Here is a 14,035-nt window from a genome sequence, read left to right on the forward strand (position 1 = left end):
GCTCACAAAACTATGCGTACTATCGTTAACGATTCATTAACCGTAAATTGAAAATTCATATTTTTGCCGTATTCTCGCCCTTTTTGCCTTGAATTTGCACTGTTGCTGCCGGCACATTTCGTGCGATTTTGGTTGTTTTCACCGCGATTCCGGTTGTTTGCACGGCCTTATGTACGCATTATGTGGCCATGCCAATCGTGACCCTCGACAATGCCCACCCGCTGATTGACCGGCGCCAATCCGACAACGCCCTTGTAGTGCGCCGCGGCGTGTTGCGGCTTTTCATCAATATGGGACTGGCCGCCTTGCCGGAATTCTCACTCGCATCCGGCCGCCGTGCTGACCTCATCGGCGTGACGCGCAAGGGAGAAATCTGGATTGTGGAGATAAAATCCTCGGTTGAGGACTGGAAGGCTGATCGCAAATGGCCGGACTATCGCGATTTCTGTGATCGGCTGTTCTTTGCCTCGCACCCCGGCGTGCCGCGCGAGATTTTCCCGGAAGAATGCGGTTTCATCCTGTCGGATGGCTATGGCGCGGAAATCCTGCGCGATGCGCCTGAGCACAAGCTTTCAGGCGCGACCAGAAAGGCGCTGATGCTGCGTTTTGCCCGCGCAGGCGCGGCCCGGCTGACACAAGCGGAACTGGCCGGCTTCGCGATCCCCGAAGCCGAGCTTGACTGAGGCTTCAAGCAGCCGGATTCAGCGCGGTGCGCGCTTGGCCAGAATGCGCTGCAGGGTGCGGCGATGCATGTTGAGGCGACGCGCCGTTTCCGACACATTGCGTTCGCACATTTCGTAGACACGCTGGATATGTTCCCAGCGGACACGATCCGCCGACATCGGATTTTCCGGCGGGGCAACCTTTTCACCTGGCTTGCGCGTCAGGGCGGCAAAGACTTCATCCGCATCGGCCGGCTTGGACAGATAATCGATCGCGCCAAGCTTCACTGCATTGACGGCAGTGGCTATATTGCCATAGCCGGTCAGCACAATGGCGCGCGTATCGCTGCGGCGGGAGCGAATGGCTTCGATGATATCCAGCCCATTGCCATCCCCCAGACGCATGTCAACCACTGCGAAAGCGGGCGGGGCAGCCTTGACGGCCGCAATACCCTCTTCGACAGATTCGGCCGTGGTTACCTGAAAGCCGCGCGATTCCATCGCGCGCGCAAGGCGCTGCAAGAATGGCTTGTCATCATCAACCAGAAGAAGGGTGGGATCATTGCCAATGGCGTCAGTATCTTCCTGCTTCAAGTCGTCCATCTGAAAATTCCTGCTATTTTCTACGTTCCCTTATTGATACCCCTGCGTCAAAAAGTCAAATAGCCATTAAGTGATCACGACAGGGCCATATGCGGCAACAAGGCGAATCCGGGCTGGAAACATTGTTTTTACTGCCAATTTCTAGCAAATTGTTTTCGACCATGCAGCCTGAAACATGACGAAAGCCAGCAAACGGCATATCGGCAAAGGCTGGATCAGCCATTGGCGGAGAAAAGTGTGCGCGGCCAAACGACCCGCACCTCGGCTCCCTGTCCCGGATTGCTGCGGTTGCGGAAGGAGATCTGCGCCCCTGACCGCTCCAGCAGGGTCTTGGCAATGAAGAGGCCCAGACCAAGCCCGCCGCCGGTCTGGTTGGCATCGCGGCTGGTCGTATAGGGCTCACCGATTCGGTCGAGAATTTCCGGCCTGAAGCCTTCGCCATCATCCTCGATGAGAATGAAAACATCTGTATCCGTCCAGCCCCATGTGACATTGACCTCGCCACGGGCAAAATCGACCGCATTTTCAATCAGATTGCCCAGCCCATAGAGCAGGCCGGGATTGCGGCGGGTGATTGGTTCAGCACTTGCGCCGGCGCGTTTGTACACATTAATGGTGACGCCAAAATTGCGATGCGGCGCGATCACTTCCTCAATCAGCGAGGACAGCGGCAGGCGCGACATATGTTCCTCATTTTCCGACGACAGGCTGGTCAGACGCTGAAGAATCTCGCGGCAGCGCTGGGTCTGCGAATGCAGTAGCGCAATATCTTCCGCAAGCGCGGGATCCTTGCCATGGGCGCGCTGCATTTCCTTGACCACCAGCGCGATTGTGGCAAGCGGGGTGCCGAGTTCGTGCGCGGCGGCAGCCGCAAGCCCGTCGAGCGCCGACAGGTGCTGCTCGCGCTGCAGCACCAGTTCGGCTGCCGTCAGCGCATCGCCCAGCTGGCGCGCTTCCTCGGCAATGCGATAGGCATAGACGGCGGTAAAGCCAAGCGCGGAAATGATCGCACACCAGATGCCGATGACATAGAAAAAGGGCAGATCAAGCTGTTCGCTCGGAAACCACGGCAGAGGCTCGTAATAGATCGTCAGCAATGATGTGCAGGCCACGACCAGGAGCCCCAGAAAGAAGGTATGGCGCGCAGACAGCGAGGTGGCAGAAATGATGACGGGCACGATCATCAGAATGACAAAGGGGTTCTGCAAGCCGCCGGTCAGATAAAGCAGCCCGGCCAATTGCAGAATGTCAAAGGCCAGAACCAGGCTGGCCGCAGCCGGATTGAGGCGGTGATTGCTGGGAAAGCGGAAGGCCAAAAGCAGGTTCAGCCAGGCCGAGGCGGCAATGAGCGCAAGACAGATGCCAACGGCGAATGGAAATTGCAGATAAAGCGCCACCAGCATGACCGTTGCCGTCTGGCCGGCAATGGCAAGCCAGCGCACACGCACAAGCGTGGTCAGGCGCGGACGGCGCGAGAGATTTGAGGCGCGATTGCTGAGCTCGGATTGCATTATGATGGTCATTTCCGCATGGATTTACGGCTGGAAACCGCCTTCCAACCACTTGGTTGATGTCGATGGCGTGAACCTTCGCGTTCTGGATTAACGTCCGAAGATCTTCTGCTTTTCAGCTTCAAACTCTTCCTGCGTAATCGCACCACTGTCCTTCAGTTTTGCGAGCCGTTCAAGAGCATCGATCGTAACAATCACCTCTGACGCGGCTTTTGTCCGTGGCTGGTAACGTTCACCAACCGGACATGATGCTACACCACTTCCTGCAGGTCCCAGAGCAGCTGCTCCGGGCTTTGCAATGTCCCATTCAGCAGGTCGCTGGCAGCACCAGACAATGAGCGCAATGGTGCCAACCGGCGGACAAAAAACCAGCAATTGCAGCCAACCGCTTCTGTTGGTGTCGTGCAGGCGGCGCGCCGTCACGGCCAACGAAGGCAAAACGGTGGCAAGAAACCACAGCTCATCAAGATTTCCAGTTTGGTCAGCTGCACTTAGAACGCCGGAAACAATGCAGAGAAACAATATCGAATACCAGAATTCCGACCGGCTGGCTCGACCGGAAAAATTCACGTAGTTGCGAAAGAATGACGCTATTGCTTCCGTAAATTCGCGCGATTCGGCAACATCGCCAAAACGGTTTTCTCCTTCCGGACGTCCTTTGAAAATGAAATAAAGCGGAATGCCGACCGCGATGAGAACGATCAGCCAATGCCAAATTGAAATTGCACCCATAATGCCCCCCCACACGCGTAAATGATCACGACAATACAGCCCCAAAGCGGATTCGATTTTTGGAAAGCACGATACGTAGATTCAATGAGTCAGAGCCCGCTTCAGCGCCAAACAGGCCTGAGAATTCAATTCTCCATCAGTCCATCTGCAATCGCTAAATCTTTGTGCTGTCGCTTTCAAGCCCCGCGCGGCTTGGCGCGGCGGGTGGCTTCTGCATTGGCGGGATCTTCCGGCCAGACATGTTTTGGATAGCGTCCGCGCATGTCGGCACGCACATCCGCCCATGAACCTTTCCAGAAGCCCGGCAGATCGCGTGTGATCTGGATCGGGCGATGGGCAGGCGAAAGAAGCTCCAGCAAAAGCGGCACCTTGCCATTGGCAATCGACGGATGTTCGGAAAGGCCGAACAGTTCCTGTACACGTACAGCGATCACCGGCTCGTCGCCATCATAGCGGATGGGAATATTGGAGCCGGTCGGCACTTCAAAATGGGTTGGGGCAAGCCTGTCGACACTGCGTTGCAGATCAAAAGGCACAAGGCTCATCAGGCCATTGCGCATGGCATGTCCCGGTATACGGTCAAGCTCGGCTTCGCCAGTCAGAAATGGCAAAAGCCAGTTTTCAAGCCTGTCCAGAAGATAGTCGTCATCCATTGGCGGCCATGGCTCGCCAAGGCCGCGATAGAGCCAACCAAGACGGCAGCGCAGGATTTCCGTCTCCTTGGTCCAGGGCAGGATTGCAAGCCCATGCTCGCGCACGGCGGCAATCACGCCTTCATCGGCGGCAGCCCCCTTAGGAGCGGCAAGCGGCTTTTCCGACAGGGCAATGGCGCCGATTCGCACTGCTTCGCGCGCGCGCAGCGCATTCTTTTCCGGATCATAAATGACCTGACTGCCACTTTCGATCCTGCTGCCAAGGGCGGCGCGGATTTCGGCTTCCGTCACTTCCGCCGCAGACAGGATGCGTGCGCGCCCTGCCTTGCCCGACATATCGGCCACCACCAGCCATGAGGCGCGGCTGAGGCTTGAACCCGTGTCGATTTCACCGCCGCGCCCATTGGCCAGCAGAAATTGCCCCGCCTGTCCGCGCGCCTTGGCAATTCGGTCGGGATAGGCATCGATCAGCATGCGCCCGATGCTGGAGCCGCTGCCTTCGCCCTGACTCGGCACGGACTCGGCAAGGCGTTTTGCCAGCCCCCGCACACGCTGGGCGCGGTCGGAGCGGTCATTGCGAAAACGCGCCATGCGGCTTTCAAGGTCAACGTCATTGCCACCAAGGCCGCGCTCGGTCAAAAGCATGGCAAGTTCTGCCGCAGCCCTTGCCTCGCCGCGCTTGCCCGCCTCGGCCACCATATGGGCAAGGCGCGCCGGAAGCGCCAAGGCACGCATGGCCATGCCATCTGGCGTAATCCGGCCATCCGCATCAAGCGCGCCCAGCCGGGTGAGCAGGGCCCTGGCTTCCTTGAGCGCCGGTTTTGGCGGCGGGTCAAGAAAGGACAAGGTGGCAGGATCCGTCACCCCCCATGCAGCCGCGTCCAGCACAAGGCCGGAAAGATCAGCCTCCAGAATTTCCGGCGGCGCAAAGGCCGGCAAGGAGGCCGTCTGGCCCTGATGCCAGAGGCGAATGGCAATGCCGGGCTCCGTACGGCCAGCGCGACCAGCGCGCTGATCGACGGCAGCACGCGCGGCTCGCACCGTCTCAAGCCGGGTCAGGCCGGTTGCCGGTTCATATTTGGGCAAGCGGGCAAGGCCGCTGTCGATCACCACGCGCACGCCATCAATGGTGATGGAAGTTTCGGCAATCGAGGTTGCCAGCACGACCTTGCGGCAGCCTTCCGGCGCCGGTCTGATCGCCGCATCCTGATCACGGCCTTCCATCGCGCCATAAAGCGGGGCAAGCATCACATTGGCTGGCAAGCGCTCTTCCAGCAGACGCGCCGTGCGTTCAATCTCGCCCTGCCCCGGCAGAAAAGCCAGAATGGAGCCGGTTTCTTCCACCAGCGCATCGCGGATTGCGCGCGCCATTGCCTCTTCAATGCGTTCATCCGCCTTGCGGTCGCGATAGCGTATCTCGACCGGATAAGCGCGGCCTTCGCTTTCGACCACCGGTGCATCCCTCAGAAGCGAAGCCACACGCGCGCCGTCAAGCGTTGCCGACATGACCAGGATTTTCAGGTCATCGCGAAGAGCAGCCTGCACATCGAGCGCCAAGGCCAGACCGAAATCCGTATCAAGGCTGCGTTCATGAAACTCGTCAAACAGCACGGCGGCAATGCCTGTCAGATCCGGATCATCAAGGATCATGCGGGCAAAGACGCCCTCGGTGACGACCAGGATTTTTGTCTTCGCCGAGACTTTGCTTTCAAGCCGCATGCGGTAGCCGACCGTCTCGCCCGGCTGTTCGCCGAGCAGTGCGGCCATGCGGTTGGCGCTGGCACGCGCGGCCAAACGGCGCGGCTCAAGCAACACGATCATGCCGTCACCCCGCCAGGATGCATCAAGCAGGTGCAGCGGCACCAGCGTGGTCTTGCCCGCCCCGGGTGGCGCAACCAGCACCGCGCTCTGATGGCGGGAAAGCGCCTCATCCAGAGCAGGCAAGATGCGGGTCACGGGTAAATCGGGCAGTGTCGGCACGCTGTCGCTTCCATTGGTTCAAGGCTGTTGCGGTTTGCATCAGCTTGAAGCGCTTGTCCAGTGAGACAGTGCGATTGACATACTCCCCTAGAGTATATAGTCTTGTCCTGTCGGGAGGATTTCCATGCCACATTCGCCAGAGGACAAGAAACGCGCCTTGACGCGTCTGCGCCGCATACGCGGACAGGCCGAAGCGCTTGAGCGCGCGGTTGAAGCGGGCACGGATTGTGCTGCACTATTGCAGCAGATTGCCGCCCTGCGCGGGGCTGCCAATGGGCTGATGGCGGAAGTTCTGGAAAGCCATATGCGCGAAACCTTTGGTCAGGCGCGCGCCACGCTGGCGCTGCCCCCTGTGGCCGACCCCGACGCCGAAATCGACGAAATCATGCGAATCCTGCGCACCTATCTGAAATAGGATGCCGCAGCCAACCAGAAGGGAACAAACCATGAAATCACGCGCTGCCGTTGCCTGGGAGGCAAACAAGCCGCTGACCATTGAGACCATCGACATCAGCGGCCCGAAGGCGGGCGAAGTGCTGGTCGAAATCATGGCGACCGGCGTTTGCCACACGGATGCCTATACGCTGTCGGGACTTGATTCCGAAGGCAAGTTCCCGGCCATTCTCGGCCATGAGGGTGCTGGCATTGTGCGCGAGGTGGGCGCAGGGGTGACGACCGTGAAGCCGGGCGACCATGTCATTCCGCTTTACACGCCGGAGTGCCGCCAGTGCAAAACCTGCCTGTCGCAGCGCTCAAACCTTTGCACCGCGATCCGCGCCACGCAGGGACAGGGATTGATGCCGGACCGCACCACGCGCTTTTCCTGCGATGGCAGTGAAATCTTCCACTATATGGGCTGTTCGACCTTCTCGAACTTCACGGTTCTGCCGGAAATCGCCGTGGCAAAAGTGCGCGAAGACGCCCCCTTCGACAAGATCTGTTACATTGGCTGCGGCGTTACCACCGGCATTGGCGCGGTGATCTATACGGCAAAAGTCCGCCCCGGCTCGAATGTCGTGGTGTTTGGCCTAGGCGGCATTGGGCTTAACGTCATTCAGGGTGCGCGGATGGTCGGCGCCGACAAGATCATCGGCGTTGACATCAATCCGGCCAAGGAAGCCATGGCGCGCAAATTCGGCATGACCGACTTCATCAATCCACGCGAAATCGGCAATGACAAGGTGGTGCAGGCCATTCAGGATCTTACCGATGGCGGCGCGGATTATTCCTTTGATGCCACCGGCAATGTCGATGTCATGCGGCAGGCGCTGGAATGCTGCCATCGCGGCTGGGGTGAATCGATCATCATCGGCGTGGCGGAAGCCGGCAAGGAAATCTCCACCCGTCCGTTCCAGCTCGTCACCGGCCGCGTGTGGAAGGGTACGGCCTTTGGCGGTGCGCGCGGCCGCACGGACGTGCCAAAGATCGTCGACTGGTACATGGAAGGCAAGATCAACATCGATGATCTCATCACCCACACCATGCCGCTGGAAGAGATCAACACCGCCTTCGACCTGATGCATGAAGGCAAGTCGATCCGCTCGGTCATCGTCTATTGATGTGGACAGACCATGCGGCAAAGATCCACTCTTTGCTGCATGGTCCATATTCCGCGCCGTGCATGGGTGCGAGGCCCTGGGGGCAATGACATGATGTTCCTGCTGCGTCGCCATATGTCGTTCTATCTGGCTGCCCTTGGCGGTCTGCCTGCCTTTGGCGCAGCCTTTTACCTCGACCGGCCACTTGCCCCGATCATCGGGGCAAACTGCTTTTTCCTGCTCTTTCTGGCGCTCAGCCTGACAACGCTTCCGCACCTGACGGCAGGTTTTCTCAAGAAAAACGCTGCCAGCACCGACCAGCCGACATGGATCATCTTTCTCGTCACCATTGCCACGGTCGTAGTGGCGGTTGTCTCGCTGTTCATGCTGGTCAACCAGAAGCCACAGGCAAGCCTGTTTTCGCTCATTTCGACGCTCGCATCCGTGCCGCTTGGCTGGGCGACGATCCACATGATGACAGCGCTGCATTATGCCCATGTCTATTGGCAGCCGGAGCAGGCAACAAGCGCAAGCACGCCAGGCCACAAAGGCGGGCTGGAGTTTCCCGGCACGAAAGCTCCCTGCGGCTGGGATTTTGCCTATTATGCCTTCATCATCGGCATGTGCGCCCAGACATCCGACACCAATGTCACCACCACGACCATGCGCCGCATAACGCTGGCGCATTCGGTTCTCGCATTCTTCTTCAATACGGTTCTTGTCGCCGCCGCCGTCAATGCCGCGGTCGCACTTGGAGGTTAGGAATTCATGGAAACGATCGCAAAAGCCAAAAGCCATGGCGGGGTTCAGGGCGTCTATCGCCACGCAAGTGAGACCTGCAAATGCGACATGACCTTTGCCCTTTTTCTGCCGCCGCAGGCAGAGCAAGGCCCCGTCCCGCTGCTCTGGTATCTGTCGGGGCTTACATGCACACACCAGAATGTCATGGACAAGGGCGAATATCGGCAATTGGCCGCAGAACTTGGAATTGCCGTCATTTGCCCTGATACAAGCCCACGTGGCGACACCATCCCCGATGAGCCGGATAACTGGCAATTCGGCAAGGGGGCCGGTTTCTATCTTGATGCAACCGAAGCCCCCTTTGCCGAACATTACCGGATGTACAGCTATGTCACGGATGAGCTGCCCAGGCTGATTGCAGCACAATTTCCGATTGACATGACACGACAGGCCATCACCGGCCATTCCATGGGTGGGCATGGCGCACTCACCATTGCGCTGAAAAATCCTGAGCGTTTCCGCTCGGTCTCGGCCTTTGCACCGATCGTGCAGCCATCAACGGCAGGCTGGTCGCGACCGGCGCTGGAAAAATATCTGGGACCGGATGAGACGGCATGGCGCGCCTATGATGCAACACTTCTGATCGAGGACGGCCATCGTGTGGCAGAAATTCTGGTCGATCAGGGCACGGCCGATGGCTTTCTCGATGAAGGTCTGCGGCCATGGCTCTTGCAGGAGGCCTGCGACAAGTCGGGCATTCCACTCACGCTCAACATGCGCGAGGGCTATGACCATTCCTATTTCTTCATCTCCACCTTCATGGGCGATCACCTGCGCTGGCATGCCGAAAGGCTGAAGAAATAATCTTGCGTCATGGCCGCAGCATGGAACGATCATTCAGCAGCTGCGGCCCCTTGCACGAAAGGGTGTACAACATCTGGCATTTTTCACGGCAATCCCCGGCAAAATACGCTGCAAAATTTGGAAAATCGGGCGTTAACGCCTATATTGAAGCCACGTTTGTCGAATGATTCGACACTTTCATTGCCTCCGCATGCGCGGCACATTTTCGAAAGATTTTCATGAGCGAGATGCCCGAAAAGAATTCCGAAGCCCCGGCCGAATATGGCGCGGATTCCATTCGTGTGTTGAAGGGTCTGGATGCCGTTCGCAAGCGTCCGGGCATGTATATTGGCGACACGGATGACGGCTCCGGCCTGCATCACATGGTCTACGAAGTCGTGGACAATGCCATTGATGAGGCGCTGGCCGGCCATGCCACGCTTGTCACGGTCACGCTCAATCCCGACGGCTCCTGCACGGTGACCGACAATGGCCGCGGCATCCCGACCGACATCCACAAGGAAGAAGGCGTGTCGGCGGCCGAAGTCATCATGACCCAGCTACATGCCGGCGGCAAGTTCGACCAGAATTCCTACAAGGTTTCCGGCGGTCTGCATGGTGTTGGCGTCTCGGTGGTCAATGCGCTTTCGACCTGGCTGAAGCTCAAGATCCGCCGCGGCGGCAAGATCCATGAAATGCGATTTACCCACGGCGTGGCTGATGCGCCGCTGGCCGTGACCGGCGAGGCTGGCGATGAGACGGGTACGGAAGTCACCTTCCTGCCATCGCCTGAAACCTTCACCATGACGGAATTCGACTATGACACGCTGGAACGGCGCCTGCGCGAGCTCGCCTTCCTCAATTCCGGCGTGCGCATCAGGCTGACCGACCGCCGCCATGCCGACGTGAAGGAACAGGAACTGCATTATGAGGGCGGCCTCATCGAATTCGTCAAATATATCGATCAGGGCAAGAAACCGCTGATCAATGAGCCGATCTATATCCGCAGCGAAAAGGACGGCATGACCGTTGAGGTCGCCATGTGGTGGAACGATTCCTACCACGAGAAGGTGCTGTGCTTTACCAACAATATTCCGCAGCGCGATGGCGGCACCCATCTGGCCGGTTTCCGCGCCGCGCTGACCCGTCAGGTGACGGGCTATGCCGATGCTTCCGGCATGACCAAGAAGGAAAAGGTTTCGTTGACCGGCGATGACTGCCGCGAGGGTCTGACCGCCATCCTTTCGGTCAAGGTGCCGGATCCGAAATTCTCCTCGCAGACCAAGGACAAGCTGGTTTCGTCCGAAGTGCGCCCGGTGGTCGAAAGCTTCGTCAACGAGGCGCTTTCTATCTGGCTGGAGGAACACCCGTCGCAGGGCCGCACCATTGTCGAAAAGGTCATTCAGGCCGCCGCCGCACGCGAGGCCGCCCGCAAGGCACGCGACATTACCCGCAAGAGCACGCTCAACGTAACCTCGCTGCCCGGCAAGCTTGCCGACTGTCAGGAACGCGACCCGGCCAAGTCAGAACTGTTCATCGTGGAAGGTGACTCGGCAGGCGGCTCGGCCAAGAGCGGCCGTTCGCGCCAGAATCAGGCGATCCTGCCGCTGCGCGGCAAGATCCTGAACGTCGAGCGCGTGCGCTTTGACCGTATGCTGTCTTCCGATCAGGTCGGCACGCTGATCACCGCGCTCGGCACCTCGATCGGCAAGGATGAAGTCAACGGCTTCAACCCGGACAAGCTGCGTTATCACAAGATCATCATCATGACCGACGCGGACGTCGACGGCGCGCATATTCGCACCCTGCTGTTGACCTTCTTCTTCCGCCAGATGCCGGAACTGATCGAACGCGGCCATGTCTATATTGCCCAGCCACCGCTCTATAAGGTGACGCGCGGCAAGTCCTCGCAATATATCAAGAACGAGGCTGCCTTTGAGGACTTCCTCATCGATACCGGCCTTGAAGAGGCAACGCTTGAGCTTGCCAGCGGGGAAATGCGCGCCGGTGCTGACCTGCGCAGCATTGTGGAAGATGCCCGCATGCTGCGCCAGCTGATGCATGGCCTGCATACGCGCTATGACCGGAAAGTCGTGGAACAGGCAGCCATTGCCGGCCTGCTTAACCCCGAAGCCATCAAGGATGATGCGACCGCACAGCGCTCGGCCGATCTCGTGGCCAAACGTCTCGACATGATTTCGGAAGAAACCGAACGCGGCTGGGTTGGCCACAAGACCGAGGAAGGCGGCTTCCGTTTCGAACGCACCGTGCGCGGCGTGAAGGATGTCTCGGTCATCGACATGGCCCTGCTTGGCTCTGTCGATGCGCGCCAGATCGACAAGGTTGCGGCACGCATGGCCGATATTTTTGCCGAACCGGCAACGCTGCGACGCAAGGACAAGGTTGATACCGTCGCCGGGCCAATGACTCTGCTGGATGCGGTCTTTGCCGCCGGCCGCAAGGGGCTCACCATGCAGCGTTACAAAGGTCTTGGCGAAATGAATGCCGAGCAGCTCTGGGAAACCACGCTTGATCCGAATGCCCGTTCGCTGCTGCAGGTGAAGATCACCGATGCAACCAATGCCGATCAGCTCTTCTCGCGCCTGATGGGCGATGATGTCGAGCCGCGCCGCGAATTCATTCAGGAAAACGCGCTGAGCGTCGCCAATCTGGACGTGTGATCTTGTTCCGGCGGCGTCACGCGCTGCCGGAATGCCTTCTTCTTAACAATCAGACAAAAGCCCCGTAAATCCGGGGCTTTTTCATGCATTCAGTTCAGGCCGATTACTTTTCAGCGTGGCGTTTCTTCGCGTCAGACTTATGGCCGCCCTTGCCGAATTGACGCGGCTTGTCCCATCTGTCGCCCTTCGGGCGATCAGACCTGTAACCGCCATCGCGATAGCCGCCATCCTTGGAGCCGTCATTGCGGCGGCGGAAATCGCCACGGCCTTCTCGGCGTGATGAGGCATCGCCCCCAGTACCGGCAACAGCGGCGCGGATGGTCAGGCCATTTTCGCCCGTACCACGTTCAGAGACCGACTGGCGGAATTCTTCTGCCTTGGAAGAGGCGATTTCAAATCGGGTTTCGTTGTCGAAAATCCTGATCGAACCGACATCGCGCCTGGAAATATCGCCTGCCTTGCAGATCAGTGGCAGAAGCCATTTCGGATCAGCGCGGTGCTTGCGGCCTGCGGAAATCGAAAACCACACGCCGTCAAATCTCGCATTGCGGTCAAAGCGTTCGCCCGGCTCACCGCGTTCGCGACGATCAAAGCGCTCGCCACGCTCGGAGCGTTCACGCGGTTTTCTGCCGCCCAGCGGGTGAACCGGCGTGTCGGAGACTTCTTCCGGTGCTGGCGCAAGCGAAAGTTCGCGGTTCAGATAGGCACTGGCAAGCTGTTCCGGCGTATAGCGTTCCAGAAGCTCCTTCAGCACATCCTGATATTCTTCCTCGACCGGCTGGGTGAAGGCTTCAGCATTGAGAATACGCTCATTGTTCTTCGCCTGAACTGCGGCAATACCCGGTGCTGCAATGGTTTGCGCATCCAGCTTTGCCATCTGCAACAGGCGTTCTGCCGTGCGGCGGCGCGAGAATGGCACGACGAGCACGCAGGTGCCCTTGCGACCAGCGCGCCCCGTACGGCCGGAGCGGTGCAGCAGGGTTTCGGCATTGGTTGGCAGATCGGCATGGATGACCAGATCAAGATTTGGCAGATCTATGCCGCGCGCGGCAACGTCGGTGGCCACACAGACGCGGGCGCGGCCATCACGCATGGCCTGCAGCGCATTGTTGCGCTCGGCCTGGCTCAATTCGCCCGAAAGCGCCACAACCGCAAAACCGCGATTGGAAAGCCGGCTTGCCATGTGCTTCACCGCCTCACGGGTCGAGCAGAAGATGATCGAATTCTGTGAATCGTAATATAGCAGCGTATTGATGATCGCGTGGTCGCGCTCATGCGGCGGAACCGGCATGGCGACATAATCAATATCGGCATGCTGGCTGGTCTGGCTTTCAATGGTAAGCCGCAGCGCATCATTCTGGAAGCGCTTGGCAAGCTGGGCAATCGTCCTTGGCACCGTTGCCGAAAACATCAGCGTGCGGCGGTCTTCCGGCGCTTCATCAAGGATGAATTCGAGGTCTTCGCGAAAGCCCATATCGAGCATTTCGTCAGCTTCATCGAGCACGACAACGCGAAGTTCCGACATATCAAGCGCTTCGCGGGTGATATGGTCGCGCAGACGTCCCGGCGTGCCGACAACAATATGCGCGCCACGCTCAAGCGCGCGGCGCTCGGTGCGTATATCCATGCCGCCAACGCAGGAAGCGATCCGCGCGCCCGTATCGGCATAAAGCCATTCCAGTTCACGGCGCACCTGCAACGCAAGTTCACGCGTGGGCGCGATGATCATGGCAAGCGGCGCACCTGCCTCGCCAAAGCGCAGTTCGTTTTTCAGAATCGTATTGGCCATGGCAAGGCCAAAGGCAACCGTCTTGCCCGATCCGGTTTGCGCCGAAACGAGAAGATCACGGTCGAGCGTTTCAGAAGCGAGAACGGCAGTCTGGACGGCAGTCAGGGTTGCATAACCGCGAGCGGCTAATGCTCCGGAAAGAGCCGGAGCGATGGTGGCTGGTAGGGACATGATCGACTTTCAAAAAAAGCTTCTGAAGCCGCACACCCACTGTCCGCAATAGATTGCGGCACCTCTGACGACCAACGAAGCAACAAGTTTGCAGCATCCCTATAGGGTCTGGACGATGAGGTCAATCGATT

The 14,035-nt window shown here is 58.9% G+C and carries 11 protein-coding genes; 6 read left to right on the plus strand and 5 right to left on the minus strand.

Annotation, left to right across the window (positions count from 1 at the left end; translation table 11 throughout):
* Positions 1–188 precede the first annotated feature (188 nt).
* On the plus strand, positions 189–683 hold the full coding sequence (locus tag ACFO1V_RS05630; RefSeq protein ID WP_374830071.1) for an MmcB family DNA repair protein: 495 nt from the start codon (positions 189–191) through the stop codon (positions 681–683).
* Between the two features lie 18 nt (positions 684–701).
* On the opposite strand, the gene regA is transcribed toward ACFO1V_RS05630, so the two are convergent.
* The 4 genes from regA to hrpB all read right to left on the minus strand — a co-directional run bounded on the left by regA (position 702) and on the right by hrpB (position 6,141).
* On the minus strand, positions 702–1,265 hold the full coding sequence (regA, locus tag ACFO1V_RS05635; protein ID WP_374830068.1) for a global response regulator transcription factor RegA: 564 nt from the start codon (positions 1,263–1,265) through the stop codon (positions 702–704).
* Positions 1,266–1,480: 215 nt separating this feature from the next.
* Positions 1,481–2,776, minus strand: a complete 1,296-nt coding sequence (locus tag ACFO1V_RS05640; RefSeq protein ID WP_374830066.1) for an ActS/PrrB/RegB family redox-sensitive histidine kinase — start codon at positions 2,774–2,776, stop codon at positions 1,481–1,483.
* Between the two features lie 90 nt (positions 2,777–2,866).
* Complete coding sequence (locus ACFO1V_RS05645; RefSeq protein ID WP_374830064.1) at positions 2,867–3,508, minus strand: DUF805 domain-containing protein; 642 nt, start codon at positions 3,506–3,508, stop codon at positions 2,867–2,869.
* Positions 3,509–3,684: 176 nt separating this feature from the next.
* On the minus strand, positions 3,685–6,141 hold the full coding sequence (gene hrpB / locus ACFO1V_RS05650) for an ATP-dependent helicase HrpB (protein WP_374830062.1): 2,457 nt from the start codon (positions 6,139–6,141) through the stop codon (positions 3,685–3,687).
* Positions 6,142–6,265: 124 nt separating this feature from the next.
* On the opposite strand from hrpB, the gene ACFO1V_RS05655 reads away from it, so the two are divergent.
* The 5 genes from ACFO1V_RS05655 (at position 6,266) to gyrB (ending at position 11,944) form a co-directional block, all read left to right on the plus strand.
* A complete protein-coding gene (locus ACFO1V_RS05655; protein WP_374830060.1) occupies positions 6,266–6,556 on the plus strand; it encodes a metal/formaldehyde-sensitive transcriptional repressor in 291 nt (96 codons plus the stop codon).
* Positions 6,557–6,587: 31 nt separating this feature from the next.
* Positions 6,588–7,700: an S-(hydroxymethyl)glutathione dehydrogenase/class III alcohol dehydrogenase gene (locus ACFO1V_RS05660; protein ID WP_374830058.1), complete on the plus strand. Its 1,113-nt coding sequence runs from the start codon at positions 6,588–6,590 to the stop codon at positions 7,698–7,700.
* Positions 7,701–7,793: 93 nt separating this feature from the next.
* The gene (locus ACFO1V_RS05665) at positions 7,794–8,441 is read left to right on the plus strand and encodes a DUF1345 domain-containing protein (protein ID WP_374830274.1); all 648 of its coding nucleotides are present in this window, start codon (positions 7,794–7,796) and stop codon (positions 8,439–8,441) included.
* Positions 8,442–8,447: 6 nt separating this feature from the next.
* Complete coding sequence (gene fghA, locus ACFO1V_RS05670; RefSeq protein ID WP_374830056.1) at positions 8,448–9,284, plus strand: S-formylglutathione hydrolase; 837 nt, start codon at positions 8,448–8,450, stop codon at positions 9,282–9,284.
* A gap of 218 nt (positions 9,285–9,502) precedes the next feature.
* Complete coding sequence (gene gyrB, locus ACFO1V_RS05675) at positions 9,503–11,944, plus strand: DNA topoisomerase (ATP-hydrolyzing) subunit B (RefSeq protein ID WP_374830054.1); 2,442 nt, start codon at positions 9,503–9,505, stop codon at positions 11,942–11,944.
* Positions 11,945–12,047: 103 nt separating this feature from the next.
* Here the strand turns inward: gyrB and ACFO1V_RS05680 are convergent, their stop codons facing one another.
* On the minus strand, positions 12,048–13,904 hold the full coding sequence (locus ACFO1V_RS05680) for a DEAD/DEAH box helicase (protein ID WP_374830052.1): 1,857 nt from the start codon (positions 13,902–13,904) through the stop codon (positions 12,048–12,050).
* Positions 13,905–14,035: the final 131 nt, after the last annotated feature.

This window comes from Daeguia caeni (assembly GCF_042653845.1).
GTDB classification, from domain to species: domain Bacteria; phylum Pseudomonadota; class Alphaproteobacteria; order Rhizobiales; family Rhizobiaceae; genus Brucella; species Brucella caeni.

Excerpts from the sequence above, each read along its gene's own strand:
- ACFO1V_RS05630 (WP_374830071.1), top strand. The coding sequence starts at position 189 with ATGCCAATCGTGACCCTCGACAATGCCCACCCGCTGATTGACCGGCGC.
- regA (WP_374830068.1), bottom strand. The coding sequence starts at position 1,265 with ATGGACGACTTGAAGCAGGAAGATACTGACGCCATTGGCAATGATCCC.
- ACFO1V_RS05640 (WP_374830066.1), bottom strand. The coding sequence starts at position 2,776 with ATGCAATCCGAGCTCAGCAATCGCGCCTCAAATCTCTCGCGCCGTCCG.
- ACFO1V_RS05645 (WP_374830064.1), bottom strand. The coding sequence starts at position 3,508 with ATGGGTGCAATTTCAATTTGGCATTGGCTGATCGTTCTCATCGCGGTC.
- ACFO1V_RS05655 (WP_374830060.1), top strand. The coding sequence starts at position 6,266 with ATGCCACATTCGCCAGAGGACAAGAAACGCGCCTTGACGCGTCTGCGC.
- ACFO1V_RS05660 (WP_374830058.1), top strand. The coding sequence starts at position 6,588 with ATGAAATCACGCGCTGCCGTTGCCTGGGAGGCAAACAAGCCGCTGACC.
- ACFO1V_RS05665 (WP_374830274.1), top strand. The coding sequence starts at position 7,794 with ATGTTCCTGCTGCGTCGCCATATGTCGTTCTATCTGGCTGCCCTTGGC.
- fghA (WP_374830056.1), top strand. The coding sequence starts at position 8,448 with ATGGAAACGATCGCAAAAGCCAAAAGCCATGGCGGGGTTCAGGGCGTC.
- gyrB (WP_374830054.1), top strand. The coding sequence starts at position 9,503 with ATGAGCGAGATGCCCGAAAAGAATTCCGAAGCCCCGGCCGAATATGGC.
- ACFO1V_RS05680 (WP_374830052.1), bottom strand. The coding sequence starts at position 13,904 with ATGTCCCTACCAGCCACCATCGCTCCGGCTCTTTCCGGAGCATTAGCC.